General features: G+C 66.0%; 23 protein-coding genes and 1 pseudogene. 5 read left to right on the forward strand and 19 right to left on the reverse strand.

Features of this window, described 5'->3' with window-relative positions:
• Positions 1 to 120: 120 nt before the first annotated feature.
• The 8 genes and pseudogenes from K7I12_RS04100 to K7I12_RS04135 all read right to left on the reverse strand — a co-directional run.
• A complete protein-coding gene (locus K7I12_RS04100; protein ID WP_231663099.1) occupies positions 121 to 1,062 on the reverse strand; it encodes a hydroxymethylglutaryl-CoA lyase in 942 nt (313 codons plus the stop codon).
• A complete protein-coding gene (locus K7I12_RS04105) occupies positions 1,059 to 3,002 on the reverse strand; it encodes an aconitate hydratase (RefSeq protein ID WP_231663101.1) in 1,944 nt (647 codons plus the stop codon). The genes K7I12_RS04100 and K7I12_RS04105 overlap by 4 nt, the downstream gene beginning before the upstream one ends.
• Positions 2,995 to 3,516, reverse strand: a complete 522-nt coding sequence (locus K7I12_RS04110) for a TRAP transporter small permease subunit (protein ID WP_031382597.1) — start codon at positions 3,514 to 3,516, stop codon at positions 2,995 to 2,997. The genes K7I12_RS04105 and K7I12_RS04110 overlap by 8 nt, the downstream gene beginning before the upstream one ends.
• Before the next feature lie 11 nt (positions 3,517 to 3,527).
• On the reverse strand, positions 3,528 to 4,574 hold the full coding sequence (locus K7I12_RS04115; RefSeq protein WP_031382596.1) for a TRAP transporter substrate-binding protein: 1,047 nt from the start codon (positions 4,572 to 4,574) through the stop codon (positions 3,528 to 3,530).
• A gap of 50 nt (positions 4,575 to 4,624) precedes the next feature.
• Positions 4,625 to 5,917 carry a TRAP transporter large permease gene (locus tag K7I12_RS04120; RefSeq protein ID WP_031382595.1) on the reverse strand — a complete coding sequence of 431 codons (1,293 nt, stop codon included), beginning with the start codon at positions 5,915 to 5,917 and terminating at the stop codon, positions 4,625 to 4,627.
• Positions 5,918 to 5,930: 13 nt separating this feature from the next.
• Positions 5,931 to 7,130, reverse strand: coding sequence for a CaiB/BaiF CoA transferase family protein (locus K7I12_RS04125; protein WP_031382594.1), 1,200 nt, complete (start codon positions 7,128 to 7,130; stop codon positions 5,931 to 5,933).
• A gap of 41 nt (positions 7,131 to 7,171) precedes the next feature.
• Positions 7,172 to 7,843, reverse strand: a complete 672-nt coding sequence (locus K7I12_RS04130) for a GntR family transcriptional regulator (RefSeq protein ID WP_231663104.1) — start codon at positions 7,841 to 7,843, stop codon at positions 7,172 to 7,174.
• Between the two features lie 195 nt (positions 7,844 to 8,038).
• Positions 8,039 to 8,353, reverse strand: a pseudogene (locus tag K7I12_RS04135) (YkvA family protein); the annotation flags it as partial.
• A 170-nt stretch (positions 8,354 to 8,523) separates the two neighbouring features.
• Between K7I12_RS04135 and K7I12_RS04140 the strand changes: the two are divergent.
• Entirely contained in the window at positions 8,524 to 9,654 is a 1,131-nt protein-coding gene (locus K7I12_RS04140; RefSeq protein WP_231663105.1) for a glycosyltransferase family 9 protein, read from the forward strand.
• A gap of 182 nt (positions 9,655 to 9,836) precedes the next feature.
• Complete coding sequence (gene corA / locus K7I12_RS04145; RefSeq protein ID WP_031382590.1) at positions 9,837 to 10,790, forward strand: magnesium/cobalt transporter CorA; 954 nt, start codon at positions 9,837 to 9,839, stop codon at positions 10,788 to 10,790.
• A 175-nt stretch (positions 10,791 to 10,965) separates the two neighbouring features.
• Here the strand turns inward: corA and cadR are convergent, their stop codons facing one another.
• The 10 genes from cadR to thiO all read right to left on the reverse strand — a co-directional run bounded on the left by cadR (position 10,966) and on the right by thiO (position 21,242).
• Positions 10,966 to 11,418, reverse strand: coding sequence for a Cd(II)/Pb(II)-responsive transcriptional regulator (gene cadR / locus K7I12_RS04150; RefSeq protein ID WP_035575089.1), 453 nt, complete (start codon positions 11,416 to 11,418; stop codon positions 10,966 to 10,968).
• 136 nt (positions 11,419 to 11,554) lie between these two features.
• The gene (locus tag K7I12_RS04155) at positions 11,555 to 12,283 is read right to left on the reverse strand and encodes a glutamine amidotransferase-related protein (RefSeq protein ID WP_031382588.1); all 729 of its coding nucleotides are present in this window, start codon (positions 12,281 to 12,283) and stop codon (positions 11,555 to 11,557) included.
• Between the two features lie 53 nt (positions 12,284 to 12,336).
• Positions 12,337 to 13,518, reverse strand: coding sequence for an iron-containing alcohol dehydrogenase (locus K7I12_RS04160; RefSeq protein WP_031382587.1), 1,182 nt, complete (start codon positions 13,516 to 13,518; stop codon positions 12,337 to 12,339).
• A 102-nt stretch (positions 13,519 to 13,620) separates the two neighbouring features.
• Positions 13,621 to 15,006 (reverse strand): aldehyde dehydrogenase family protein, encoded by a 1,386-nt coding sequence (locus K7I12_RS04165; RefSeq protein ID WP_231663107.1) that lies wholly within the window; start codon positions 15,004 to 15,006, stop codon positions 13,621 to 13,623.
• Positions 15,007 to 15,247: 241 nt separating this feature from the next.
• Positions 15,248 to 16,627: a glutamine synthetase family protein gene (locus K7I12_RS04170; RefSeq protein WP_031382585.1), complete on the reverse strand. Its 1,380-nt coding sequence runs from the start codon at positions 16,625 to 16,627 to the stop codon at positions 15,248 to 15,250.
• 49 nt (positions 16,628 to 16,676) lie between these two features.
• The gene (locus K7I12_RS04175; protein ID WP_031382584.1) at positions 16,677 to 18,176 is read right to left on the reverse strand and encodes an amino acid permease; all 1,500 of its coding nucleotides are present in this window, start codon (positions 18,174 to 18,176) and stop codon (positions 16,677 to 16,679) included.
• A 193-nt stretch (positions 18,177 to 18,369) separates the two neighbouring features.
• Complete coding sequence (locus K7I12_RS04180; protein WP_031382583.1) at positions 18,370 to 19,326, reverse strand: LysR family transcriptional regulator; 957 nt, start codon at positions 19,324 to 19,326, stop codon at positions 18,370 to 18,372.
• Between the two features lie 12 nt (positions 19,327 to 19,338).
• Complete coding sequence (locus K7I12_RS04185; protein ID WP_201448164.1) at positions 19,339 to 19,704, reverse strand: hypothetical protein; 366 nt, start codon at positions 19,702 to 19,704, stop codon at positions 19,339 to 19,341.
• Positions 19,701 to 20,003, reverse strand: a complete 303-nt coding sequence (locus K7I12_RS04190) for a nuclear transport factor 2 family protein (RefSeq protein ID WP_231663108.1) — start codon at positions 20,001 to 20,003, stop codon at positions 19,701 to 19,703. Before K7I12_RS04190 ends, K7I12_RS04185 begins: the two co-directional genes overlap by 4 nt.
• Before the next feature lie 84 nt (positions 20,004 to 20,087).
• Positions 20,088 to 21,242: a glycine oxidase ThiO gene (thiO, locus tag K7I12_RS04195; protein ID WP_051907330.1), complete on the reverse strand. Its 1,155-nt coding sequence runs from the start codon at positions 21,240 to 21,242 to the stop codon at positions 20,088 to 20,090.
• A 251-nt stretch (positions 21,243 to 21,493) separates the two neighbouring features.
• On the opposite strand from thiO, the gene K7I12_RS04200 reads away from it, so the two are divergent.
• Complete coding sequence (locus K7I12_RS04200; protein ID WP_231663109.1) at positions 21,494 to 22,294, forward strand: IclR family transcriptional regulator; 801 nt, start codon at positions 21,494 to 21,496, stop codon at positions 22,292 to 22,294.
• Positions 22,295 to 22,326: 32 nt separating this feature from the next.
• Here K7I12_RS04200 and K7I12_RS04205 read toward each other — a convergent pair whose 3' ends face one another.
• On the reverse strand, positions 22,327 to 24,615 hold the full coding sequence (locus K7I12_RS04205; RefSeq protein WP_231663110.1) for a putative bifunctional diguanylate cyclase/phosphodiesterase: 2,289 nt from the start codon (positions 24,613 to 24,615) through the stop codon (positions 22,327 to 22,329).
• Positions 24,616 to 24,905: 290 nt separating this feature from the next.
• On the opposite strand from K7I12_RS04205, the gene K7I12_RS04210 reads away from it, so the two are divergent.
• Together K7I12_RS04210 and K7I12_RS04215 are read left to right on the forward strand one after the other, a co-directional pair.
• Positions 24,906 to 25,361 carry a hypothetical protein gene (locus K7I12_RS04210; RefSeq protein WP_231663111.1) on the forward strand — a complete coding sequence of 152 codons (456 nt, stop codon included), beginning with the start codon at positions 24,906 to 24,908 and terminating at the stop codon, positions 25,359 to 25,361.
• Between the two features lie 149 nt (positions 25,362 to 25,510).
• Complete coding sequence (locus tag K7I12_RS04215) at positions 25,511 to 26,614, forward strand: malate dehydrogenase (RefSeq protein WP_031382578.1); 1,104 nt, start codon at positions 25,511 to 25,513, stop codon at positions 26,612 to 26,614.
• Positions 26,615 to 26,626 lie beyond the last annotated feature (12 nt).

The raw sequence follows: 26,626 nt of genomic DNA on the forward strand, positions 1-26,626 counted from the left end.
AAGAGCTCATGACCGTGGAGGTCTTGCGCTCGGCGACTTGCCCCCTCAGTCACGCCAAGGCAATACCCAAGCAAAAAGGATGGCCCTCGCGGCCATCCTTTTTGCTGTGTGGTGATGCGCTCAGCCCACCCGCTCGCGCGGCACGTTGCTGAGATGGCTCGCGGTCTGCCCGCCCGGCAGCGCCGCGATCATATCGGCCGCCTCGAGCAGCCGCGGCAGATCAATGCCGGTGTGCACGCCGCCGCCCTGCAAGGCGTAGAGCAGATCCTCCGTGGCGGTATTGCCCGTGGCGCCGGGGGCGAACGGACAGCCGCCGAGCCCCGCCGTGGCGGCATCGAGTGCCGTCGCCCCGTGGTGGATGGCGAACAGCGCGTTGGCCACACCCATGCCGTAGGTATCGTGGCCATGGAACGCCCATGTGAGCCGCGGGTCATTGTGCCGCTCGCGCAGGCGGGTGAAGTGATCCGCCACCTGGTAGGGCGAGGCCCGCCCGGTGGTGTCGCACAGCGCGACTTCCAGCGCGACGTCGCGCACCGCACGGCGCGCCTTGTCGAGCACCGCATCGACCTGCTGCCAGCCGATGGTGCCTTCGTAGGGGCAGTCGAAACTCGTGCCCAGGTCCAGGCGCAGGCAGACGACATCCTGCAGGTCGCGCTCATGCAGCCGCTCGACGATGGCGCCCAGCCCCGTCAGCGACGCATCGACGCTCTGGCGCACGTTGCCTTGGTTGTGGGATTCGGAGACCGAGACCACGTAGACCAGCTCGCGCAGGCCGCCGTCCAGGGCCCGCTCCGCGCCCCTGAGGTTGGGCACCAGCGCCGAGAAGCGCATGGCCGGATGCTGGCTGAATGCCGCCACGATCTCGCCGATATCGGCCATCTGCGGGATCGCCTTGGGGCTGACGAACGAGCCGATTTCCAGGCGCGAGATACCCGCCTCGATCAGCGCCTCGATGCAGCGGATCTTGTCCGCGGTGGGCAGCGGCTCGCGGATCGACTGGAAACCGTCGCGCGGGGCGACCTCGACGATGTCGATACGGGCCGGAGGCGTCAGGGTGTTCATGCGCGGCCCTCCCTGTCCAGCCAGTTGATGACGCCGCCCCGGGAGAGAATCGCCTGCTGCCGGGGACTGAGTTCGTGGCGCAGGTACAGCGTGGCGCTCTCGTTGAGCGTGGCGACGACTCGCTGTCCCTCGGCGAGCTGCTGGCGCAGGCCGACGATATTCAGGCGGTCATCCTGCTGCAAGCGGTCGAAATCCGCCGGCTCCTCGAAGGTCAGCGGCAACACGCCGAAGCACGGCAGATTCTGCCAGTGGATGCGCGCGATGCTCCGGGCGATGACCACCTGCAGCCCCAGGGAACGCGGCACCAGCGCGGCGTTCTCGCGGCTCGAGCCCTGCCCGTAGTTGTCGCCGGCGACGATGATGTGCCCCGCGTCGCCGCGTTCTCGGGCACGCTGCACGTAGCCGGGGTCCACCATCTCGAAGGCGAACTCGGCCGAGGCGTGGATATTGCTCCAGATCGGCAGCACCCGGGCACCGGCGGGGATGATGTCGTCGGTGGAAATGTTGTCGCCGACCTTGAGCAGCACCGGGGCGTCGAGCGTCTCGGGCAGCGGATCGAGCGCGGGCAGCGGCGGTGTGTTGTCAGTGGCCAGCAGCGACACGCCGCGCGCCTGCTCCGGCGGCAGCGGCGGCACGAACATCCGCTCGTTGGCGGTCATGTCCCCGGGTTCGCGGATCCGCGGATAGGCCATGTCCAGCGTGCGCGGATCGGTGATCACGCCGTGCAGCGCCGAGGCGGCGGCGGTCTCCGGGCTGCACAGGAACACGCTGTCCTCGCGGGTGCCCGAGCGGCCGGGGAAGTTGCGCGGCACGGTGCGCAGACTGTTGCGCCCTGCCGCCGGCGCCTGGCCCATGCCGATGCAGCCGTTGCAGCCCGGCTGGTGCAAGCGTGCGCCGGCCGCGACGAGCGAGGACAGGTGGCCTTCGTCGATGAGCGCCGCGAGGATCTGGCGCGTCGACGGGTTGATGTCCAGCGAGATGCCGTTGGCGATATTGCGCCCCTTGACGATCTCGGCGGCCACCGCGAAGTCGCGATAACCCGGGTTGCCCGAGGAGCCGATGTAGGCCTGATAGACCGGTTCGCCGGCAACCTCGCTGACCGGCACGACCTTGTCGGGGCTCGACGGCAGCGCAATCAGCGGCTCGAGCTGCGAAAGCTCGATACGCTCGTCGCTGTCGTAGGCGCAGCCCGGATCGGCGGCCAGCGGCGTCCACTCGGCCTCGCGGCCGCGTGAAGCCATGAACCGGCGGGTGATGTCGTCGCTGGGAAACACGCTGGTGGTCGCGCCCATCTCGGTGCCCATGTTGGCCAGCACGTGACGGTCCATGGCATCGAGCCCGTCCAGGCCGGGGCCGTAATATTCGAGGATGCAGTTGCGCGCCCCGGCCACGCCATGGCGGCGCAGCAGTTCGAGAACGATGTCCTTGGCGCTGACCCAGTCGGGCAGCTGGCCCGCCAGCTCCACCCCGATGATACGCGGCATGGGCAGGTACAGCGGCTCGCCGGCCATGGCCATGGCCACCTCGATGCCGCCGGCGCCGATCGCCAGCATGCCCAGCGCCCCGGCGGCGGTGGTGTGACTGTCGCAGCCGACCAGGCTGTCGCCGGGCTTGCCGAAGCGCTCCATGTGCACCGGATGGCTGATGCCGTTGCCCGGGCCGCTGTACCAGACGCCGAGCCGCTCGCAGGCGCTCTTCAGGAACAGGTGGGCATCGGCGTTGATATTGTCCTGCTGGATCAGGGTATGATCGATGTACTGCACGCTGGGCGAGGTCTTCACCCGCTCGATGCCCATGGCGTCGAGTTCGAGCATCACCAGCGTGCCGAGGATGTCCTGCAGCAGCGCCTGGTCCATGCCCAGGGCGATCTCGCGGCCCGGCAGCATCTCGCCCTCGACGAGGTGGGCGCCGATCAACTTGTGGCTGAGTGTCTCAGGCATGCGAAGTCTCCTTGTCGGCGGCGGGATGGACGAGCCGATACGCCGCCCGGCAGGTCTCGATCAGAAATTGCACGGCCAGCGCCCCGAAGCCGATGGGCAACAGCGCGTAGGGATAGACCATGGGCGTGCCGAAGGCGCTCGACACCCGCTCGCCGTACTCGAAGGACTGCAGCGCCATCAGCCCGCCCCGCCATACCAGGATGGTGCAGAATGTCATGCCGATGAAACCGGTCAACAGCGCGATCAGCGCCTTGACCCGGCCGGGCAGCTTGTCGATGAAGAAGGTGATGCGGATATGCGCATCGTGGCGCTGCGCCTCGCCCGCGCCGACCACCGCAAGATAGACCAGCAGGAAGGAGTTGATCTCCAGGCTCCAGCTGGTCGGCGCGGCGAATAAATAGCGCATGATGGCATCGTAGCAGATGGTCAGCATCATGAACGCCAGCACCGCCATCGATGTCCAGCGCAGGACGGCCAGCAGGCCGTCCCATCCGCGCAAGGCTGGCTTGAGCATCGCCGCCCCCTTCACGCCTGGCCGAGCGCCAGCGCGATGGCGCGCTCGCCGACATCCTGGCCCACCTGCTCCTTCCAGTCATTCCAGACGCCTTGGGTACTCTCGTTGAACGCCGCCAGATCCTCCTTGCTGGGTTCGACGACCTTGACTCCGGCCTCCTTGATGGCGGGCCAATACTTGTCGGGATACACCACGTCGTTACAGTAACTGGCGAAGTTGTCGGAGTACCACTGACTGGCGCCCTGCAGCGCCTGCCTGGTGCCGTCGTCCAGTGCATCCCAGCGCGAGCGCAGCATGAACGGCGCGACGGTGAAGGCGGTCATCGGCAGCTCGTAGCAGGTGCCGAGCTGTTCAAAGAGGCTACGCCCGTAGACGGTAGAGATGTTGGCCACCGCTGCATCCACCGTGCCGCGCTGCAACGCCAGGTAGGTTTCCGAAGACGGGATGCGCACCGCGGCGATAGCGTAGGGCTCCAGCGCCTTGGTGGCCTCGAAGCCGACGATGCGGATCTTCTTGCCGCGCAGCGCCTCCAGCGAGGTGATCGGGCTGGCCCGGGTGCTCCAGATGTACTCCGGCTCGAGGATGCCGCCCCCCGACGACAGCATGTAGAGATTGTCCTTGGCCAACTCTTCGTTGATCAATTGAAATAGCGGGCTGTCCTGGGCCAGGCGTTCGGGATTGCGATACAGCTCGCCCACCACGCCGGGCAGCCCGGTGATCCCGAGGATCGGCAACGAGCGGGTGATGTACGAGGTGGTATGGAACATGAAGTCGATGCTGCCGGCACGCAGCGCCGGCAACTGCTCGTCGGCCTTGAGCAACTGCCCCGAAGGGTAGAAGTCGACGGTGAGCGCCTCGCCGCCGTTCTGCTCGAGATAGTCGACGAAGCCGTTTGAACCGTAGCTCAGCGCTTCGTACGACGGCGTGATGTAGGTCACGCCGGTCAGGGTGGTGGCGGCCATGGTCGGCCGTGCAAACAGACTGTGCCCACCGAACAGCGTCGCGCCGGCGGTGGCGAAGGTACCGTACTTGAGCAGGTTGCGACGGGTGATTGGCATGGTGATTCTCCTTGGCTTGTTGTTGTGGGTTATCACGTTGAATCGCCGGGTCACATCAGGCCCGGCAACCAGAGGCTGAGGCTGGGGAACAGCACGAACAGCATCAGCACCAGGAACTGCACCGCCACGAAGGGCAGCGCGCTACGAATGATTTCCTCGATCGACAGCTCCGGACACACCCCGCGCAAGGCATACAGATTGAGCCCCACCGGCGGCGTGACCACGGCGATCTCCAGGTTGAGCACCAGTACGATGCCGAACCACAGCGGGTCGTAACCCAGCGCCTGGATCAGCGGCAGCAGTACCGGGGTGGTGACCACGATCAGCGATACCGCGTCGACGATCATGCCGAGCAGCACCAGCAGCACCATCACCACGAGCAAGATGGCCCAGGGCGGCAACGTGCTGGCAGTCAGCATCTCGGTCAGCAGCTGCGGCACCCGCACCAGGTTGAGATAGTCGCCGAAGATCTTGGCGCAGCCGATGATCAGCAGGATGGCGCCGCTGACGCGCACCGTGGTGGCAAGAATCTCGAGCAGCTTGCGCCACGACAGCGAACGGAACACGACAGTGGCGATCAGCAAGGCGCCCAGCGCACCGATGCCGGCGGCCTCGCTCGGCGTGGCCAGGCCGGAATAGATCGAGCCGAGCACGGCCACCACCAGCAGCGCGGCGTGCCAGATATTGGCCAGGCTGCGAAAGCGCTCGCCCCACGTGAAATGTTCCTCGACGCGGGGGGCCTCACCGGGATTCAGGCGTACCCGAAAGTAGATATACAGCGACAGCGCCAGGGCGAGCACGATGCCCGGCACGATGCCGCCGATGAACAGGTCGGCCACCGACACGCTGGACACCGCGCCGTAGATGATGAACGGCACGCTGGGTGGAATCAGCATCGCCAGCGCCCCGGCGCTGACCACCGAGCCGGCGGCCAGCGAGCGGCTGTAGCCGCGCTCGAGCATCTGCGGCACGGCGATCGAGCCGACCGCGGCGACCCCGGCCAGGCTCACCCCGGACACCGCCCCGAACATCGCCGAGGCGCCCACCGAGGAAATCGCCAGGCTGCCGCGCAGCCAGTTGAGCCAGCGCACGGCGGCCTGGAACAGGCTCGCTCCCACCGGCGTCGCGCCGAGAAAGTTGCCCATCAGCACGAACAGCGGCAAGGCGATCAGCTCGAAACTGTTGAGCTGGCCGAACAGCGACGAAGGGGCGAAAAAGAACGCCAGCGAGCCCTTGGCCAGGTACAGCCCGACCAGCCCCGAGAACCCCAGGGCCAGGAAGATCGGCATGCCCAGGCCGATCAGCGCCACCAGGGCCAGCAGGACGATGACGGTATCGCTCATGATCGCGCTCCGCTCATATCACGCCACCGTCGCGCAGCGCCGCGATGCCGGCATCGTCGAGTGCCAGCCAGTCCTTGAGCACGGCGTCGCTGTGCTCGCCCAGCGCCGGGCCCACATGCCGCACGCGCCCGGGTGTCGCCGACAAGCGCGGAAAGACGTTCTGCATCGGCAGCGGCCGGCCATGACGGTCCGCGATCTCGACGATCGCCTCGCGGGCCTGGAAGTGCGGGTCGTCGAGCATCTCCGGGGCGCGGTAGACCAGCCCGGCGGGCACCCCGGCCTCGGCCAGCCAGGCGACGATGTCGTCGGCGTCGTGCTGGCGGGTCCAGCCAGCCACCGCCGCGTCGATGGCCTGCTGGTTGTCGCCGCGGGCGCGATGGGTGGCGTAATCCGGATGGTCGGCCAGCGTCGGTTGGCCCATCATCTCGCACAGACGGCGGAAGACCGAGTCCTGGTTGGCGCCAATGATCACGTCGCGCCCGTCGCGGGCCGGATAGGCGTTGGACGGGGCGATCTTGGGCAGGAAACTGCCGCTGCGCTCGCGAATCTTGCCGGCGCGGGCATAGTCGGGAATCAGGCTCTCCATCATGCCCAGCACCGACTCGAAGATCGCGCTGTCGACCACCTGGCCGCGTCCGGTGCGCTCGCGCTGGTGCAGGGCGAGCAGCGCGCCGAGCGCGCCATGCACCCCGGCCAGGGTGTCGCCCAGCGAGATCCCCACCCGGACCGGCGCGCGATCGGGGTAGCCGCTGACGTAGCGCAACCCGCCCATCGCCTCGCACACGGCCGCGAACCCGGCCCGGGTGGCGTAGGGGCCGTCCTGGCCGAAGCCGGTCACCCGGACCATGATCAGGCCGGGGTTGCGCTGGGCCAGCGCATCGTAGCCCAGCCCCCATTTTTCCATGGTGCCGGGGCGAAAGTTCTCGATCAGGATGTCGGCCTCGGCGGCCAGCTCGCGCAGGATTTGCTGGCCACGCGGCTGGCGCAGGTCGAGGGTCAGCGACTGCTTGTTGCGGCCGATGACGTTCCACCACAGCGGCTCCCCGTTGGCATCGGCCTCGCCCCACTGGCGCATGGCGTCGCCCTTGCCGGGCGGTTCGATCTTGATCACCTCGGCGCCGAAATCGGCCAGCACCTGGCCGCAGTAGGGGCCGGCGATCAACTGGCCGAGTTCGAGCACCTTGAGATCGGACAGTGGCGTGTCGGGAAGCATTGTTGTTGTAATCCTCGCGTTCGCTGGAGGTCGAAAGGCGCTCAGCCGCCGCCATCCTCGAAATTCAGATGCAGATCCCGCGCCGCCAGCAGGTGGGCGCGCATCACGTTCTCGGCCCACTGAGCGTTGCCCGCCTCGATGGCGACCAGCATCTCGCGGTGGTGACGCATGCTGCGCAGCACATGATCGTGCCGGTAGTTCTGCAGATTGCGCCGTGTCACCGAGGTGCGCACCACCATGTCGAGCACCGTGGCCAGGCGTTGGCTACCCGAGGCGCGGATCAGCTCGCGGTGGAACTCGTGGTTCAGGGCCGCGATGTCGTTGCGCGCCGAATCGCCGGCCTGCTCGGCCAGCAGTTCCATACGCTTGGCCAGTTGCTGTAGCTGCTTCAATTGGGCCGCCTGGATATGCCGTGCGGCGCGATGGATGGCGAGCGGCTCGAGCAACAGGCGGATCTCGAAGACCTCCTGGGCGTCCTGTTCGGTCCAGGCCGTGACGCGGGCGCCGTGATGGGGAATCGCCTCCAGCCAGCCCTCGGTGACCAGCTCGCGCAAGGCCTCGCGTACGGGGGTGCGGCTGACTTCGAGCTCCTTGGCCACGCCGGTTTCGCGCACGTACTCGTGGGGCCGGTAGCTGCCATCGAGGATGCGACGCTTGATCGCCTCGTAGACCTGCGCCACCGCCGTCGGATAGGACGTCTGTCTGGTCGTCACAAAATCCCCCATTGCATGCAATCAAAGCGTAGAACCCGCCATCGGACGCTGCCTATTGCGCTTTGGTCGTAAGATTGCATGCAATCCAGGTATTGCTCTCACTGCAGTATCGCCGCTCCGGAGACTGACCGGATCGGGCATCCCCTGTCATTTTCAGAAGACGGTTGAACGGATCAAGAGTGCAATACCAGCGACCCACACGGTAACGACCACGCCAGCCGCCAAGCGGCTGACTGGCCGTTCGCTCGCTTTGGCCGCGGCTTCTCTGTGCTCCTCCATCACTTCGGGCGGTATAAGCCGGACAACCAGCAGGAGACCGAGCGGCACGATGATCAGATCGTCAAGATAACCCAGTACCGGGATGAAGTCGGGGATCAGGTCGATGGGCGAGACGGCATAGGCTGCAACAACCAGCGCAAGCGCCCGAGCTATCCACGGTGTGCGCGAATCGCGCGCGGCTAACCAGACTGCATGTACATCCCGCTTGATCGTTCGCGCCCATTGTTTGGCGTTCCAGATTGGTCGTCTTGTCATGGTGTCACGCATTTTTGCTCCTGCCGGATCGCTAGGGCGCCATGTGGCGCAACAACGCGGTTCGCTGAAACGTCAACAGGATCTAAGATTTCGTTAAGACTCTATCTCCATAGTGGCCACTCCCCGCTTCCCGGAGAGGCCTTGCCATGTTCCTGCTCACCCGCCTACGCCGCCACACCGCCATGCGCCAGCTGGGCAAGCGTCTGGAAAAACGTGCCAAGGCGTGGCTGTACCGCTGGCTCGCCGGCTCGGCCGCCGGTACTGCCGCGACCCCGGCGACCCTGGAAGGCGTCCAGCGAGTCCTGCTGGTGCGCCCCAGCTTTCGTATCGGCAACGCCCTGATCAGTGCCCGGCTGATCCACGCGCTGGCCGAAGGGCGCCCCGAGCTCGAGATCGACTACCTGGCCACCGACACCACCGTCTCCCTGTTTGCGGGGATGCCAGTGACCCATTGCCATGCCCTCGGCCGGGACATGCTCGTTCGCCCCTGGAAGCTGGTCGCGCTGTGGCGCACGCTGCGCCGGAGACGCTATGACCTGGCCATTCAGGTGGCGGATACCTCCCTGACCGGCAGGCTCTGCCTGAAGGCCGCCGGCGCCCGACGCACCCTAGGCGCCGCTTCACGCCTGGCCGGCCTCTACGATCAGGTCTACCGCGTGCCGCCCGGCCAGACGCATGTCTATGACGTGGCCGCGGTCATCGCTGGTACCCTGGGGCTGGATTGCGAGGCGCGCCCCTGGATGACGGTCTCGGACGCCGAACAGACGCGGGCACGGGCCGGACTCCAGCAACTCACCGACAAGCCATTCGATATCGGCGTGTTCGTGGGCGGCCACCTGAACAAGCGCCTGCCACTGGCTTTCTGGTTGACGCTCTGCGATGCGCTCAACGATCGCGGCCTACGCTTCTTGCTGCTGATCGGCCCCGAAGAAGCTGCGATGCGCCCGGATCTGGAAGCCCGCAACGGCCATCATGGCTGTGTGGCCCCCGCCATGGCGTTGCGCGACTTTGCCGCCACGCTGACGCAGTTGCCACGCCTGATCACGCCGGACACCGGCCCCATGCACATGGCGGTCGCGCTCGGGGTGCCCGTTACCGCCGTGCTCAACACGTCCATTTCTCGGAAATTCGCGCCCCGTGGCCAGGCCGATCAGGTGTTGCTGTCGCCCTCCCCGGCGGAGGTCGTGGCCTCGCTCGATTGCACGATGCCTTATCCGCCCGTTTCGCTTCCCGGCGCGCTCACCCCCATGCCACTCGAGGCCGCCGGGCTGTCCTAAACTGAGACATGCCATCAACGGCCTGACCGGCCAGTTTTCCGCGCTCGAGACCCTGATGATCACCGTCACCCGCGTCGGCGTGCCGGGTCGCTTGTATTGGTGACGAGTCGATGCGCGACGGTTGGCGAGACGCCGGCGAACGCCTAATCTGGGCACACGCCACCGGATAATCAGGGACATCGATGATTCGTACCTTCGAGCTTCACCGCCAGACCATCATGGAAGTCACCGAGGAGACGCAGCCGCTGGCCCGGCGCCTCGCGCACTCCACCTGGATCGATGCCCACGAGCCCGACGAAGACGAACGCGATCGGCTCAACGCCTTTCTCGCCGACGAACTGCCCGCCGGAGAGGATGTCGAGGAAATCGAGTCCTCGGCGCGCTATTTCGTCGACGCCGACGGCATCCACGTCCACTCGCTGTTCCTCTCCCAGAGCGAAGGTCGCCACGGCAACACCACGGTCGCCTTCATCCTGCAGCCGGAGCGGCTGATCACCTTCCGCGACTGCGAGCTCGCCGATTTCCGGCTGCTGCGGCTGCGCGCGCGCAGCGGCCAGGTCGAGGCGAGCTCCGCGCAGACGCTGATGATGACCATCTTCGAGCAGAAGGTCGAAAACCTCGCCGATACATTGGAGGACATTCACCGCAAGCTCGAGGATGTCAGCCATCTGGTCCTCGAGGAGGAAGGCTCGGATCTCGAGGACGCCATCGACCAGCTCGCCAAGCTCGAGGACAGCAACGGCAAGATCCGGCTGTGCCTGATGGACACCCAGCGCTCGGTGTCGTTCCTGATTCGCCATTTGCGCGGCCACAGCGAGATTCAGGAGACCGCCCGCGAGGTGATGCGCGACGTCGAGACGCTGATGAGTCACACCGCCTTTCTGTTCGACAAGATCAACTTCCTGATGGACTCCACCCAGGGCTTCATCAACATTCAGCAGAACCAGATCATCAAGATCTTCTCGATCGCTGCCGTGGTGTTCCTGCCGCCGACCCTGGTCGCCAGCATCTACGGCATGAATTTCACCTATATGCCCGAACTCAGCTGGAGATTCGGCTATCCGCTCGCACTGGGGCTGATGGTGGTCGCTGGCGTATCGCCGTACCTGTATTTCAAGCACAAGAACTGGTTATAGATTGCCCAGAAGCTTGCCAAAGTAGCTAAACCATCGGGAACAAGTTCCCTCCCACAAGCTCGGTACCGTCTCAGTGGCAGCAGGGGTTCGGGGGAGGGAATTTATTCCCGAAAGACAACGGCTACAGGCTTCATCGCCCCACCGCCACGAACCAACGCTCGATGATTTTTCAATCTCAGTGCGCGCCGCCGATATGCCGCACCGCCGGCGACTCGCCACTCTCCTCGTCCTCGTCCGCCGGCTGGGCGAGTTCGCGGAGAATGCCGCAGGCGCCGATATCGGCGTCGCCGCGGCAGCGCGCGCGCAACTCGATCAGTGCAGTGCGCAGGCTGTCGAGCTGGGCGAGCCGCGTTTCGACATGGCCGATATGCTCGTCGACCAGATCGTTGACCTCGGCGCAATCGCGCTCGGGATGGTCGCGGTGCAGCAACAACCGGCGAATCTCACCCAGCGTCATGTCCAGCGCGCGGCAGTGGCGGATGAACATCAGGCGCTCGACGTGCATCATTCCGTAGAGCCGGTAATTGCCGGCGCTACGCGCTGGCTCCGGCAACAGGCCTTCGCGCTCGTAATAGCGTATGGTCTCGACCTGACAGCTCGCTCGCTGTGCCAGTTCACCAATTTTCATGATGCCTTCCTCTGCCTGCCGCACCCGCGGGCGCAAGCCGTGACTTGCCGGTGGATAATTTCCAAGACGTGCAGTGTAAAGCCTGAGGCAAACCCCCGACCATCGAGTTTTGGGGTCACGATAGCTGGAACAGACGTTATCGCTGACCCGCCCGACGATTGAGTGCCTGACGCATGAAGTTGAGAATCCAGCGCACCATCAGCTGGTCGTCGACCGGCGCGTTGAGCGAGGCCTGACCCTCGCGGACCCGGTTGCCGGGGATCTTGCCGCGGCGGAGCTCCATCAAATCTGCGGAGTAGGCCTTGGAAAACTCCGGGTGACCCTGCACGCCGAGGAAGATCTCGCCGACCTGCATCACGTAGACCGGGCAGAAGTCGCTGGCGGCGAGCACCACGGCGCCCGCGGGCAGCCGCGATACCTGATCCTGGTGGCTGACCACCAGATCGAGCCCCTCCTGCCACGGGTCCATCCACGCGGCGCGCTCGGTGAGCCGATTGAACGACATGCCCACGCCCCAGCCGCGCTCGCTCTTGACCACCTCGCCGCCCAGCGCCTTGGCGATCACTTGGTGACCGAAGCAGATCCCCACCAGCGGCTTGCCGGCCGCCCACAGTTCGCGCACGAAGCCGCCCAGCGCCTCGATCCACTCGTCGCCATCGTTGGCCCCGTACTTGGAACCGGTGGTCAGCCAGGCATCCACGGCATCGACGTCACCGGGAATCTCGCCATCCAGGCAGCGCCACACCTGGAACTCGAGGGTCGGGTCGACGCGGGTGAACAGCCGCTCGAACATCTCCGGGTAGTTGCCGTGGCGGGGCTGCAGCTTCTCATCGACGTCGTCGCACTGCAGCAGGCCGATTCGCATGGCATTGTCTCCTTGAAAAATTGAACGCGCCGCATTCTACCCAACCCGGGAGTTTACAGACGACCCTCGACGGCGTTGCACAGCAGCGTCTGGTACTGCGCGGCGTCGAAGGCGATGGGATTGGAGCCGGCGGACGGGTCGGCCACGGCCATGCGCCCCACCGTCTCGGCCTGGGCCAGATCGATATGCAGCTCGGCCAGGGTATGCGGGATGCCGAGCCGCTCGCGCAGCTCGAGCACCCAGTCGATGATCGCCGCGGTGCCCGGCTGACGCAGGTCGAGATAACGCCCCAGGCGCACCATCGGCTCGCCGATCGCGCACTCGTTGGCGCGCAGCACGTAAGGCATGAGAATCGCGTTGAGGGTGCCGTGGTGAGCGTCGTACAGCGCGCCCAGCGGATGGGCCAGCGCGTGTATCGCGCCCAGCCCGCGCTGAAAGGCGGTCGCGCCCATCATCGAGGCGACCAGCATCTGCTGGCGCGCCTCGATATCCTGGCCGTCGCGATAGGCGGCGGGCAGGAAATCGCGGATACGCCGCATGCCCTCCACGGCGATGCCCTCGGCCAGCGGATGGTAGTTGGGCGCGCACCACGCTTCCAGGCAATGCGACAGCGCATCCATGCCGGTCGCCGCGGTGATCGCCGGTGGCAGGCCGACACAGAGTTCGGGATCGAGAATCACCGTCGCCGGCAGCATGCGGGGATGAAAGATGATCCGCTTGACCCGCGCCTGCTCGTCGGTGATCACCGAGGCCCGACCAACCTCGGAGCCGGTGCCGGCGGTGGTGGGCACGGCGACGATCGGCACGACCGCCTCGCCGTCGGCGTGCTTCCAGTTGTCGCCGACATCCTCCAGCGACCAGATCGACAGGCCATCCGGCTGCTTGGCCATCAGCGCCACCGCCTTGGCGGCGTCGAGTCCCGAGCCGCCGCCGAAGGCGATCACCCCGTCGTGGCCGCCGTCGCGAAAGGCCGCCACGCCGTCGGCCACGTTGGTGCCGGTGGGGTTGCCCTTGACGGCGCTGAACAGCCCACAGTCGAGCCCCGCGTCGCGGCAACCCACCAGCGCCGCCTCGACCATCGGCAACCGGGCCAGGCCGGGGTCGGTGACCAGCAACGGCGCGCGCATGCCCAGGGCACGGCACGCCTCGGGCAACTCGCGTATCCGACCGCTGCCGGTGCGGATTTCGGTGGGGTAACTCCAGGTGGTAGTGAACTGGCTAGCATGTTGGTTCATGGAGACCTCGTTTCGTTAGAGCCGTAAGCTCGAAGCTGTAAGCTTTAAGTAGAACCTCCATTCGGCTTACGGCTTACGGCTTACGGCTTACGGCTTATGGCTTCAAGCGTGCTTCAAGTGGAACGACTTCGGCCGGGTTACACTCTCGTAACCGATCCGCGACAGCGAACAGCCACGCCCGGACTGCTTGACGCCGGTCCAGGCCAGTTCGGGATCGAGATAGTCGCAGCGGTTGGTGAATACCGTGCCGGCCTCCAGCCGCCGGGCCAGCGCTTCGCCCGCGGCGATGTCACGGGTGAATACCGCCGCGGTCAGCCCGAACGGGCTGTCGTTCATCAATGCCACGGCCTCGTCGTCATCGGTCACCGGCATAACGCCGACCACCGGCCCGAAGCTTTCCTCGCTCATCACCCGCATCGAATGATCGACGCCGGTCAGCAACTGCGGTGCCAGATAGGCGCTGCCGGGTGCCGACAGCGGGTAGTCGTCGGGGTCGATCCAGGCCTTGGCGCCGGCGGCGACGGCCTCCTCGATCTGGCCGCGCACGAAATCCGCCGCCTCGGGGCGCACCAGCGGGCCCAGGCTCGTCGCCGGATCGCCGGGGTTGCCGAGCTTGAGTTGACGCAACCAGGCCACCGCCCGCTCGACGAAGGCCTCGAAGAGGGACTGATGGACGTAAATGCGTTCGATGGCGCAGCAGCTCTGCCCCGCATTGAAGAAGGCGCCGTCCATCACACCCTCGACGGCGGCGTCCAGGTCGGCGTCGGCGCGAATGTACGCCGGGTCCTTGCCACCCAGTTCCAGCCCGCTGGCGATGAAGCGCCCGGCCAGCGCCGACTCGACCCGCTCGCCGCCGGCCACCGAACCGGTGAAGGAGACGTAAGCGATGCGCGGATCGCGCATCACCCCCTCGGCCGCGGCGTGCGACAGATGCAGATACTGGAACACGCCCTCGGGCAGGCCGGCGGCAGCGAAGGCCTGCTGGATGCGCTCGGCGCACAGCGGGGTCTGGGCGGAATGCTTGAGGATCACCGCGTTGCCGGCCATGATCGCCGGCACGATCGCGTTCACCGCGGTCATGAAGGGAAAGTTCCAGGGCGCGATCACGAAGGCCACGCCCAGCGGCTCGCGACTGATATAGCGGGTAAACCCCGGCTTGTCGGCCAGCCGGATCGGCGCCAGCGCCTGCTCGGCGAGCGCGATCATGCCCCGCGCGCGCTCCTCGAAGCCGCCGATCTCGCCGCCGGCCGCGGCGATCGGCCGGCCCATCTGCCAGGTCAGTTCCTCGGCCAGCGCATCGCGCATCGCCACGAAGGCATCGACCATCGCCGAGCAGTAGCGCGCCCGCTCGGCCAGCGGCACCTCGCGCCAGGCCCGCTGCGCGGCGCTCGCACGGTCCAGGGTGGCCTCGACCCGCGCCGGATCGGCCAGCTCGCGCTCGACGTAGACCGAGCCATCCACCGGGGAAATCGTTTTTTGTGCAGCCATGAATATTCCTCAGCTCACGAGCTTCGGGCTTCGAGCCACGAACCCCAAAGGCTCAACCAGCGCTTGTCTTGGCCCATGGTCCGGTGGGAGGCAACTTGTTCCCGACGAAGCCCATTCCATCGCGAATAAATTCGCTCCCACCTGATGCCGAATCAGGCCTTCGTAGCCCGTAGCCCGTCCGTAGCCCGTAGCCCGTAGCCCGTAGCCCGTAGCCCGTAGCCCGTAGCCCGTAGCCCGTAGCTCAGATTATCTCGAAGTACCTATCGAGCTCCCAATCGGTAATATGCCGGCGAAACTCGCGCTCCTCCCACTCGCGGGTCGCCGCGAAGTGCTCGACGAAGGCGTCGCCGAACAGCTCGCGCGCCGGGGCCGAGGCCTTGAGCCGCTGCGCCGCGTCCCACAGCGTGCGCGGCAACGCCTGATGGACGGGATGCTCCAGCGTGTAAGCGTTGCCGACGACCTGCTCGTCGGGCTCGAGCTGATGCTCGATGCCGTAGAGTCCCGCGCCGATCGCCGCCGCCAGCGCCAGGTAGGGGTTGGCGTCGGCGCTGCCCAGGCGGTACTCGACCCGCTGCGAGGTGTCGCTGCCGGGGATCACGCGCAGCGCACAGGTGCGATTCTCCACCCCCCAGGTCGCCTCGGTGGGCGCCCAGAAACCGGGAATCAGCCGCGTGTAGCTGTTGACGGTCGGCGAGAACAGCGCCAGGAATTCCGGCATCAGCTGCTGTTGACCGGCGACGAAGTGGCGCTGCACGGCGCTCATCGTGTAGGGCTTGGCGGCGTCGAAGAACGCCGACCTGCCGGCGTCGCGCTCGCGCAGCGACAGGTGGATGTGGCCGCTCTGACCGGGATAGTCCGGCGACCACTTGGCCATGAAGGTCGCCATCAACCCCCGCCGCTGGGCCCAGACCTTGACGAAAGTCTTGAACAGCGCGCCCTTGTCGCCAGCGGCGAGCGCGGCGTCGACGCCGATCGCCGCTTCCAGCACGCCGGGGCCGGTCTCGGTGTGCAAGCCTTCGATGGGAAAGTCCATGCTCTCCGACAGCGCCAGCAACTCATGGTAGAGCTCGCTGTGCACCGAGCTTCTGAGCATCGAATAGCCCATCATGTCGGGCGTCAGCGGCTTGAGGTTGCGAAAGCCCTTGTCGCGGATCGATTCCGGCGTTTCCTGGAACAGGAAAAACTCGTATTCCAGCGCGCCAAACACCTCGAAACCCAGCCCCTCGGCACGCGTCAGGACCCTTTCGAGCAAACCACGCGGGCAGATCTCCCGCGCCGGCCCGGCGAACTCGGCAAGAAACAGCAGCATGCCATCCTCGAAGGGAAGTTCGCGGCAGCTCTCCGGGACGATGCGTAGCGCGGCATCGGGATACCCGGTGTGCCAGCCGGTGTACTGGACGTTGTCGTAGAGCGCGTCCTTGCTGTCCCAGCCCAGCACCACGTCGCAGAACGCGAAGCCGTTCTCCAGCGCATCGAAGAACTTCTTCTTGCTCATGTACTTGCCGAGCATCACGCCGTCGATGTCGAACAACCCGACCTTGACGTGGCTCAGCCCGCGCTCCTCGACCAGTTGCCGGGCCTGGTCGGCGCTGGTCACTTGCCTGGCTTGCTTGACGCCCATCGCTCTACCTCGCTGGCCATGTTGGGATTGTCATAGGGCGGCACTCGCCTCATGCGTTGTCCGCACGCTCGCGGTGCGCGACGGCGAACTCCTCCTCCGGGGAGAGTATCAGACGATGCCGGCCGATGAGCGCGAAGTAGACGATGCCCACCGCGAACCAGGCCGCCACGCCCACCACCCCAACCCGGTAGGTCGTATCGGAGAGCTGGAAGAAGATGGTCACCACGGCGATGACGATGGTCGCCCAGGCGCCGGCATTGCCGAACGGGCTGCGATAGGGCCGCTCCATGCTCGGGTAGTTCTTGCGCAGCAGAATGAACGAGACGGCCTGGGCGATGTACGAGCACATCGCCCCGAACACCGCCATGTTCAACAGCGTGCCGCCGATCACCGCCGAGCTCTGGTCGGCACCCAGCCCGACGAAGCTGATCAGCATGATCGTCAGGCCGACCAGCGCGCCGGCGATCATCGCCACGTGCGGAGTCTTGCGCGAGCCGTGGGTCACCGACAGGAAGGTCGGAAAGTAACCGGCACGCGACAGCGAATAGATCTGCCGACCCTGGGCGAAGATGATGGTATGAAAACTCGAGATCAGCCCGACGATCGCCACCAGCGCCAGGATCTTGGCCGTGCCGCTGCCGAAGATCGCCTTGAAGCCGTCGAGCAGCGGTTCGCCCGACTGGCCCAGCGCATAGGCGCCCACACCGACGACCGAGGGGTTGAGGAACAGGATCATGAACGCCGAAATGATCAGCGTGACGATGCCCAGGATGATGCCCTTGGGCATGTCGCGCTTGGGATCGACCGATTCCTCGGCGGCCAGCGGTAGCTGCTCGATGGCCAGGAACAGCCACACCGCGAATGGCATGGCCGCCAGCGCACCGACGATGCCCATCGGCAGGAAGGGCCCATTGCCGCCCTCCAGCAGCACGCCACCCTCGCCGATATTGAGCGCCCAGGCCGAGAAATCGATATTCGGGAAGGCGCTGAACCAGAACACCAGCAAGACCGCCAGGGCGAGTAGCGTCACGCCCAGGGTGACCTTGAAGGAGAGTTCCACGCCGACGATGTTCAAGCCCACGAACAGGATGTAGCCCAGCACCCACCAGATCGGCTGAAAGGCCGCTTCGGTCTCGAAGATCCCGGTCAGGTAGGAGCCGATGAAGAACACGATCACCGCCGGGGTGAGAACGTACTCGACGTTTTCGCAAAGTCCGGTGACGAAACCGCCCCACGGCCCCATCGACGAGCGGGCGAAGGAGTAGGCGGCCCCGGTGTGCGGCAGCGCCGGCGACATCTCGGCGATGCAGAAGGTCAGCCCCAGATACATCACCGCGATCAGCACGGTGGCGATCAGCATGCCGCCCCAGCCGCCCGAGGCCAGCCCCAGGTTCCAGCCGGAGTAGTGCCCGGAAATCACCGCCCCCACGCCCAGCGCCCAGAGCGACCAGGGCCCGGCGTGGCGACGTAGCCCGCGCTTCTCGAAATAGGCGGCATCTTCGTGCCGGTAGTGAATACTGCTCGTATCCTTGCGGGTATTTGTGGTCATTGTTGTGCCCTTCCAGCTGATCGGTATAACGCGGGCGAGCGACTCGCCGCACGCAGACGCGACTTTCCGCGGCAACGGTCGCGGCTTCCTGCAGTCTGGGCAGACTCGTCCCGGCGCGGCAACTAGCATCGGCGCCAGACACCGGTTGGCTATCGAAAAAATCGATAGTGCACCGCAACGCAGCACGCAGCCTTCAGCGCACGTCGATCTGCGCGGCCAACCAGGGCAGATGGCGCAGGAGCTCACCGGCGCAGCGCGTCTTCAGCAACCCGCGGCTGTCGCGGGCCAACTGCGAAGGCAGGTCGCCAAGCTCGTCGCGCCGCGCCACCAGCGTCAATTCGCGACGCAACGGGGCGATGGGCAGCTCGACCACCTGCACGTCGAGACGCTCGAGCCCGGCCTGGCACAGGCACAGCGGCGTGGTGATCGTCCAGCCGACGCCGGCGTCGACCATGCGCAGCAGGGCGAAGGTGTTGTCGAGATGCAGCCGGGCGGGCAGTTCCAGCTGGTTGAGCCGCAAGTGTCGCTCGATCGCCTGGCCGATCAGCGACTGCGGGGTGTAGCGCACGAAATCCAGCTGCCGGGCCAGCCAACGCAGGTTGTCGTGGCCGCCATGCCAATGCCGAGGCAGTACCAGCACGAAGGGTTCGTCGAGCAGCGAATGGCGCTCGAGCCCATCGTAGTTCTCGAGCCGGTCGTCGGAGACGATGATATCGACGTGACGGGTCAGCAGCGCATGGCCGTGCAGGTGGGAGAGCCCGGTGGTCAGGGTGTAATCGCGGGTATGACGCTTGATCGCCTCGATCAACGGCTGGCCAACCGCGGTGGCCAGCGAATCCACCAGCGCGATGCGCACCTGATGAAGCTGCTGGAAGGCGCCGCTGCGCAGTTCGCGCCGCGTTGCGCGGGCCTCGCCGAGCATGCGTTGGGCTCGGTCATAGAAGAAGCGCCCCGCGGCGGTCGGCTCCAGCGGCCGGGCGTGGCGCAAAAACAGCGACACCCCCAGCGTTTCCTCGAGATTGGCCAGGCTCTGCGAGACCGACGACTGCTTGAGTCCCAGGTGCAGCGCCGCCGCCGTCTGGCTGCCCCGCTCCAGGGTCTCGACGAAGATTTCCATGCTGCGCAGATCGAAGCCGAATGCCCCACGCATATCGCCACCTCGTTAGCGGGCCGATAAGGGCGCCGCACGATACCGAGCCTGCCGGCGCTCTTGTCGACGACCATGCGGCATTCGCCGTGCCTCGGCAATGCCCTTTGCGCTGGGCCATGCGAAGATGCGACTGGAGCCGATCGAGCAACGAGCCATGGTACATTGTGCCAGCCGGCGTCCTGCCTGGGCCGAGTACATCACCCCGTTGCCGCCATAGCCCAGCGCGTGATGGCCGCCGGGCTGGGGATCGCAGTCGATATCGGCGATCAGGCTTGAAGGTTTGCATGCCCGCCACGCACTCCTCGTGCATCCTGAGCGCCCCGGCGTGGCGTTCTTCACCGCGATCTTGCCGTCGCGGAAGGTGAAGGCGTCGATCATGCGCGCCTCGGAGCGGACGCCATCCACGGTCGTGCCCTTGCAGGTGCTCTCGCTAAAGCCCCGGTCCCCCACCACGACATGTTCGCCATCGACCCAGGCCGCGTCCGGCGCACCTTCCACGCATTCTCGAGGGCCTGACGCACCTCGGCCTGCCCGACGAAGCGCTTGCCCATCAGTTCCGGTCCGGCAAGGGCATGGAATTCGCAATCCTCGGTCATCATCGCCATCACCGCATCGATGTCGTGGCGGTTCAAGGCCTCGCTGAAGGCTTCCAAGAGTTCAATACCGAGCTGGCTCATGTGGTTCCCCTCGACTGGGGTAGTCCGCGATCGGCCAGCGGCCACCGCGATGACTTCGAGGGTAGTGCCAAGCATCCGCATGACTTAGCGCCAGTGGGGAGTCGCTTGTTGGGCCAGCATGGCGGGCTCATGATCCGTGGACGCCGGTACCCGGTAGGGCGCGGTATCGACGATCGGCTCACGTCCCAACAGTTGATCGACCAGCAGGCGCGTCGCGGCCGGCGCCAGCACCAACCCATTGCGGTAATGCCCGGCGTTGACGAACAACCCGGCGATGCCCGGCACCTCGCCGATGAAGGGCACGCCCTCGGGCGAACCGGGGCGCAGCCCCGCCCAGTGATGCTCCACCTCGCACTCGGCCAGCCCCGGCAGCATGGCAACCGCACTGGCATGCAGCGATGCATGGGCCGCCGCGGTGGGTGTCTTGTCGAAGTCGGCCTCCTCCAGCGTGGAGCCGATCAGCACCCGGCCATCGGCGCGCGGAATCAGGTAGCGCCCGTCCTTCAACACCACGCGCTCGAGCAGTTGCCGACAACCGGTCGTCAGCGGCGTCTTGAACAGCATCATCTGGCCCTTGACCGGGCGCACCGGCAGCGCCACCCCGACTTCACCCAACAGCCGTCCACTCCAGGCACCGCCACAGACGATCACGCGTGCCGCCCCGAAATGCCCCCCGGCGGTCTGCACGCCCGTCACCCTGCCCCGTTCGACGACCAGCCGCTCGACCCGGCAGCCCTCGTGCACGGCGACCTTCGGCAAGGTGCGCAACCGGGCGCGCAGCGCCTGGCCCAGCCGCGGGTTGCGGATGCTGCCGAGGGTCGGCATCCACAGTCCATCGTCGAGCCCGGCCGCCAGGTGCGGCTCCTTGCCATAGACGAAATCGGCATCCACGCGCACCAGCGGCTTGCCCCGTTGCCGCGCCCACGCCACGGCGTCGGCCTCGTCGTCGACGTGGAGATACAGCAATCCCGTCTGGCGGTACTCGGGGTCGATCCCCGTCTCCCCGGTCAGGCGATTCGCCAGAGCCGGGTAACGTCCTTCGGACCACTCGGCCAGACGCGAGATCGCCTCCTCGTAGCGCCAGGGATACAGCGGCGAGACGATACCGCCCCCGGCCCAGGAGGCCTCCTTGCCGCATTCGCCGCGTTCGAGCAGCGTTACCGAGTGGCCGGCCTCGGCCAGTTGCCAGGCGGTCATCATGCCGATGACACCCCCGCCGATGATCAGGAAGTCCTGCATGCCATGCCCCTCCGATAGTCGCTCGTGCCCGGCCTTTGCGCGGTGGCGACCGCACAGCCACGGCGCCCCTGCCACGTGGCGATAAAGCCAACCGGAACGCTGGATTCCAACGAATGGAACATGGGGAAAGAATCTAGCGACCGTCTCGCCTCATCGTCAATGAATATTTCAAAAAATGGTATGCTTTTTACCAAATATAGGAATTGGTATATTGCTCTCATGCCCACGACCATCCGTACGAGAGGCTCGACATGACGTCTGACGTAGCCAAGATCGATGGCGACACGCCAACGATGCGCCTGCTGGCGCTGCTGGAAGTCATCGCGGAAAAGGATCAGTTCTTCACGCTGCAGGGGCTGGTGGAGGAGACCGGGCTGCCCAAGCCCACGCTGCACCGCATGTTGCAACAGCTCGAGGCCGCCGGCATGCTGCAGCGCGATGGCGACAGCCGACATTACGGGACCGGTATGCGTCTGCGGCGTCTGGCCGAGACCCTGCTGATGAACAACACCGTGCACGGCGCTCGTCATGGCGTGCTCAGCCGGCTAGTCGAGGAGATCGGCGAAAGCTGCAACATCACGGCTCTGTCGGGCAACGAGGTGCTGTATCTCGATCGTGTCGAGACCAGCGCGCCGCTGCGCTTCTACCTGCACCCCGGTTCACGGGTGCCGGTGCATGCCTCGGCGAGCGGCAAGCTGTTTCTGGCGCAGATGCCACCGGCCCAGCGCAAGCGGTTGCTCGCCCACGTGACGCTGGAGCGCTTCACGCCCAACACCCGGGCGGATGTCGAGGCACTGGAACACGAGATCGAGCGTGTGCGTCGCGACGGCTACGCCTTCGACGACGAGGAGTTCCTGCCGGGACTGCTGTGCATCGCGGTGCTGGTTCCCGGCAGCAAGGGGCGCTCGAATCTGGGCATTGCCGTTCAGGCACCGACCATGCGCCTGACGCCGGAGCGCGCCCGGGAGTTCCTGCCGGCCCTGCAACGGGCAGCCGAGGCAATTGCCGCCATCGATGCCGAAGCCGCACCCGGCAACAGTGCATCCGCTTGACCGGCGCCATATGCCCGGCTGTTCGGGAGCGCTCACGCCGTGCTCTGACAATCGTTGATCGCCGCGACCAGCGCATCGAACGGCAACGGACGAAAGAACCAGAAGCCCTGGAAGATGTGACAGCCGTTGCGCAGCAGGAAGTCGCGTTGCGCGGCGCTCTCGACGCCCTCGGCGACGACCGTCAGATGCAGGTTCCGAGCGATCGTGATGATCGTCTGGACGATCGCCTCGTCATTCGAGTTGTCGAGTTCCTGAATGAAGCTGCGATCGATCTTGAGTTCGTCCAGCGGCAAGCGTTTCAGGTAGGACAGCGACGAGTAGCCGACCCCGAAATCGTCGATCGCCAGGCCCACGCCGATACGCTTGAGGTCGCGCATCGTCTCGATCGTCTCGATCAGGTTGTCGATCATCACTCCCTCGGTGATCTCGAGCTGCAAACGCGACGGATCGATGCCCGAACGCTCGATGCAGCGTCCGATCGAGGCGACGAACTCGGGCTGGCCGAACTGGCGCGGGCTGATATTGATCGACAGCCGAGGGAGCTGCCGCGCATCGAGTCGCATGAGCGCCTCGCAGGCCTGGTCCAGCACCCACTGGCCGATATCGAGGATCAGCCCGCTCTCCTCGGCCACCGGAATGAATTCGACCGGCTGGACCATGCCGCGCTTCGGGTGCAACCAGCGCAACAACCCCTCGCCGCCGACGATCCGTCCATCGCCGTCGACCTGGGGCTGAAAATGCAGCTGCAATTGGTCGCCTTCGAGCGCCAGGCGCAGGTCCTGCTCGAGATTCAGTCGCCATACCGCCGCCGTGTGCATGCTCGGCAAGTAGCCGCAGGCCTTCGCGCGCCCCTCCGTCTTGGCCTGGAACATCGCCGTTTCGGCCTGCTTGAGCAGCCCGGTCGCGCTGCTCTGCTCTTCGCCGAACAGCGCAAAACCGATACTCGGCGTCACCAACAGCGGTCGATCGCTGAGATGGTAGGGCTCGGAAAGCGCGCTCATGACACGCTCGGCAACGCCGTTGACGCCATCGATCACCTGCTGACGATCGCCTCTGATGCGTGCGACCACCACCACGAACTCGTCGCTATTGACGCGCGCGGCGATGTCGCCATCGCGCAGCAGCTCGGTCAGGCGGCGCGCCGTGGCATTGAGCAGCCGGTCGCCGACCGAGTGGCCAAGCGACTCGTTGACCTCCTTGAAGCGGTCCAGATCGATGAACAGCACCGCGCCGTGCTCGCCACGGTGGGCCGATTCGGCCATCAGCTGCGCCAGACGCTCGCTGAGCAGGCGCCGGTTGGGCAGTCCTGTCAGCGCATCGTAATAAGCCTGACGGTGGATGGTCTCCTCGGCCTGGCGCCGCTCGGTCAAATCCTCGACGACCGCCACGCCGGCAACGATAGCGCCCTGATCGTCACGCACGCCGCTGAACAGGATTCGCACCGGCAAGGCCGGGCCCGATGCCGTCAGCATGCTGTAGTCGCCCTCGTAATAGCCTTCGCCATGGCTCAGCGCACGTTGCACGGCCCGCTTGACGCGGATGCTCTGCACGGATTCCAGCATGTCGAACCCCAGAAAGCGCTCGCGGGACTCGCCGGTAATCTGAAGCAGCTTGTCGTTGCAGTCGGTAACCCGGCCCTGGGCGTCGAAATGCAGCATGCCCAGTGGCGAGGCCTGGAAGATGGTGTAGTAGCGGCTTTCGCTCGCGCGCAGCGCCTGCTCGCGCGCCTCGCCCTCGGCCTGGAGATGAAAGTTGTCGCGCAGGATGCGGTTCCAGCGATGGCTGACGGCCAGCGTAAAACCCAGGAAGAGCCACACCATCGCCGCCGCGGTCAGCGACGCCGGGCCGCCCAGCCACAGGTAACGCAGGCTCAATGGCAGCAGTGTAAGAATCAGGAACGTCGCCGCGATCGGCCACACCGGCGCCATGGTCGCCGCCCCGCCCGAGGCGATGCCGGCCAGCGCCACGACCAGGATCACCTGATGCTGGAAGTCGGAGACCGGAAACAGCCATAGACCACATGCGCCCCACAGCAAACCGCTGGCGGTCGAGCCGATCGCGTAGCCGATCATCCAGCGCCGCGCCGCTTCGGCCGGCGGTTGCTTGCGCTGAAAGCGCCAGGCCAGTCCCAGACGGGCGAACGTGATCAGTACCACCGCCGTCACCCAGGCCAGCATCTGCCGCTGGTCGACGACCGACCACAACGAGACCAGCAGCAGCCCCGCGACCAGTACCACCGAGACCATCGGCAGCCACAACCCGTCGTAGAGGATGCGCACCTGTTCGCTGCGTATCCGCAAGCGCTGTGTCGCGCCGTCCATGCTTCCCCGTGTACGCTTCGTTGAGGCTTCCAATACCCGGCCCCTTTTATGTCCCTGCCCGGTTAATCATCGCTGAAAACGCTCGCCCAGCGATCCGTTAGCGTCACGTCAGCCTTTTACCTCAAGGATATCAGGCGACATGCGAAGATCTTCTGTCCGTGATCGAACGCCCTTCAGCTAAAATAACCAACCCTTCATGCCGCGTATAGGTGCCAGAAGATTCGTATTGAGTGTCCCCGCGGCTGCTCTCCATACTGACTATCCACTCACACGGACTTGTGAGGGTTCTAGTGCAGCCGTCAAACGCTCCTTTACCGCTCTATCCTGGGCACTGGTATGCCTGGCAATGCATCAGCGCCGACGACGGCGCCGACAGCTACTTTTCGCCGGCCTATCTGAAACGGATAGTGGCGCGGGGCGGCCTGGCGCCGGTACTGACGCTGGCGATAGCCAATGTGCTCAATCTCGACCGGCCCCAGGACGAGATACTCTCGCTGCGCACCATCCGCCACGATTGCCGGCTACTGATCGCCGACGTCATGGAGCCGGGACAAGCGCCCGCCAGCACTGTCATCGTCACGCCGATCACCTTCGGCTGGCTGCGTCGCCATACCCCGCACATCCTCGACCAGCACCCCTCGACACTGCTCGATCATGCGGACACGGCCAGCGCCGATCGCTACCTGGGACGGGCCTTTCCCTATGTGGCAAGACCCAGCCTGTGCCACGATGGTGGGGGTCGCTGAAAATTCTCCAGCCCTCTATGCTAGCCTGTATGTCGGGCTCCGCGGAGCCCGACGGCCATTTTTCAGCGCGCAGCCATCGGCTTCGATCGGGCCAGATGACGATGTCGCGTGGCTAGCGCCACCATCCAACCAGCCTTGGGAACCCAATGATGAAACGCCCCTTCCGCATCGCCGTCACCGGCGCCGCCGGTAGCATCAGCAACTCGTTACTCTTTCGTCTCGCCGCCGGCGAGGTCTTCGGCACCGATCAGCCCATCATCTTGCAGCTGATCGAGCGCAGCGAAGCCATGGAAGCGCTACGCGGTCTGGCCATGGAGCTCGAGGATTGCGCCTTCCCGCTGCTGCATGCCGTGCGGCTGCACGACAACCCGGAAGACGGCTTTCGCAATGTGCATTTCGCCTTTTTGATCGGCGCCAAGCCGCGTGGCCCGGGCATGGAGCGTGCCGATCTGCTGGCCGCCAACGCCGAGATCTTCAGCCGTCAGGGCCGTGCGCTCAACGACCACGCCAACCCCGACGTCAAGGTGCTGGTGGTCGGCAACCCGGCCAATACCAATGCGCTGATCGCCAGTCGCAACGCGCCCGACCTGTCGCCGTCGCAGTTCACCGCGATGAGCCGGCTCGACCACAACCGCGCCAAGGGCATGATCGCCAACCGCACCGGCTTCAACACCGCCGACATCCGCAAGGTCGCCGTGTGGGGCAACCACAGCGCCAGCCAGTTTCCCGACGTGCGCAACGCCGAGGCGATGGGCGAACCGATCTGGCCCGGGCTCGATCACGACTGGGTCGACAACACCTTCATTCCGCGCGTCCAGAAGCGCGGCGCCGAGATCATCGACGCCCGCGGCCAATCCAGTGCCGCCTCGGCCGCCCAGGGCGCCATCGATCACATGCGCGACTGGTACATGGGCACGCCCGAGGGCGACTTCGTCAGCATGTGCATCGTCTCCGACGGCAGCTACGGCATCGCCAAGGGCATCGTGTTCTCGTTCCCGGTGCGCTGCCGCTACGGCCGTTACCAGATCGTCCAGGGCCTGCCCATCGACGACGCCGCCCAGAAGCGCCTCGACGCCACCGAAAAGGAGCTGCTCGAGGAGAAGGACGCGGTCAAGCACCTGCTGCCGGCCGAGACCGAGGACGCGCACAACAACCTGAGCGTCAGCCTGCGCTCCGGGGCCAATCGTTACGGCGAGGAAGACCGTGACGACGACAGCGAGGCCTGCGTGCTGCGTACCGATCGGGTCATCTAACGCACGCCCCTC

Origin of the sequence: Halomonas sp. IOP_31 (genome assembly GCF_021151495.1) — a bacterium.
In the GTDB taxonomy this organism is placed as follows: domain Bacteria; phylum Pseudomonadota; class Gammaproteobacteria; order Pseudomonadales; family Halomonadaceae; genus Modicisalibacter; species Modicisalibacter zincidurans.

Excerpts from the sequence above, each read along its gene's own strand:
- K7I12_RS04100 (WP_231663099.1), bottom strand. The coding sequence starts at position 1,062 with ATGAACACCCTGACGCCTCCGGCCCGTATCGACATCGTCGAGGTCGCC.
- K7I12_RS04105 (WP_231663101.1), bottom strand. The coding sequence starts at position 3,002 with ATGCCTGAGACACTCAGCCACAAGTTGATCGGCGCCCACCTCGTCGAG.
- K7I12_RS04110 (WP_031382597.1), bottom strand. The coding sequence starts at position 3,516 with ATGCTCAAGCCAGCCTTGCGCGGATGGGACGGCCTGCTGGCCGTCCTG.
- K7I12_RS04115 (WP_031382596.1), bottom strand. The coding sequence starts at position 4,574 with ATGCCAATCACCCGTCGCAACCTGCTCAAGTACGGTACCTTCGCCACC.
- K7I12_RS04120 (WP_031382595.1), bottom strand. The coding sequence starts at position 5,917 with ATGAGCGATACCGTCATCGTCCTGCTGGCCCTGGTGGCGCTGATCGGC.
- K7I12_RS04125 (WP_031382594.1), bottom strand. The coding sequence starts at position 7,130 with ATGCTTCCCGACACGCCACTGTCCGATCTCAAGGTGCTCGAACTCGGC.
- K7I12_RS04140 (WP_231663105.1), top strand. The coding sequence starts at position 8,524 with ATGTTCCTGCTCACCCGCCTACGCCGCCACACCGCCATGCGCCAGCTG.
- corA (WP_031382590.1), top strand. The coding sequence starts at position 9,837 with ATGATTCGTACCTTCGAGCTTCACCGCCAGACCATCATGGAAGTCACC.
- cadR (WP_035575089.1), bottom strand. The coding sequence starts at position 11,418 with ATGAAAATTGGTGAACTGGCACAGCGAGCGAGCTGTCAGGTCGAGACC.
- K7I12_RS04155 (WP_031382588.1), bottom strand. The coding sequence starts at position 12,283 with ATGCGAATCGGCCTGCTGCAGTGCGACGACGTCGATGAGAAGCTGCAG.
- K7I12_RS04160 (WP_031382587.1), bottom strand. The coding sequence starts at position 13,518 with ATGAACCAACATGCTAGCCAGTTCACTACCACCTGGAGTTACCCCACC.
- K7I12_RS04165 (WP_231663107.1), bottom strand. The coding sequence starts at position 15,006 with ATGGCTGCACAAAAAACGATTTCCCCGGTGGATGGCTCGGTCTACGTC.
- K7I12_RS04170 (WP_031382585.1), bottom strand. The coding sequence starts at position 16,627 with ATGGGCGTCAAGCAAGCCAGGCAAGTGACCAGCGCCGACCAGGCCCGG.
- K7I12_RS04175 (WP_031382584.1), bottom strand. The coding sequence starts at position 18,176 with ATGACCACAAATACCCGCAAGGATACGAGCAGTATTCACTACCGGCAC.
- K7I12_RS04180 (WP_031382583.1), bottom strand. The coding sequence starts at position 19,326 with ATGCGTGGGGCATTCGGCTTCGATCTGCGCAGCATGGAAATCTTCGTC.
- K7I12_RS04185 (WP_201448164.1), bottom strand. The coding sequence starts at position 19,704 with ATGATCGACGCCTTCACCTTCCGCGACGGCAAGATCGCGGTGAAGAAC.
- K7I12_RS04190 (WP_231663108.1), bottom strand. The coding sequence starts at position 20,003 with ATGAGCCAGCTCGGTATTGAACTCTTGGAAGCCTTCAGCGAGGCCTTG.
- thiO (WP_051907330.1), bottom strand. The coding sequence starts at position 21,242 with ATGCAGGACTTCCTGATCATCGGCGGGGGTGTCATCGGCATGATGACC.
- K7I12_RS04200 (WP_231663109.1), top strand. The coding sequence starts at position 21,494 with ATGACGTCTGACGTAGCCAAGATCGATGGCGACACGCCAACGATGCGC.
- K7I12_RS04205 (WP_231663110.1), bottom strand. The coding sequence starts at position 24,615 with ATGGACGGCGCGACACAGCGCTTGCGGATACGCAGCGAACAGGTGCGC.
- K7I12_RS04215 (WP_031382578.1), top strand. The coding sequence starts at position 25,511 with ATGAAACGCCCCTTCCGCATCGCCGTCACCGGCGCCGCCGGTAGCATC.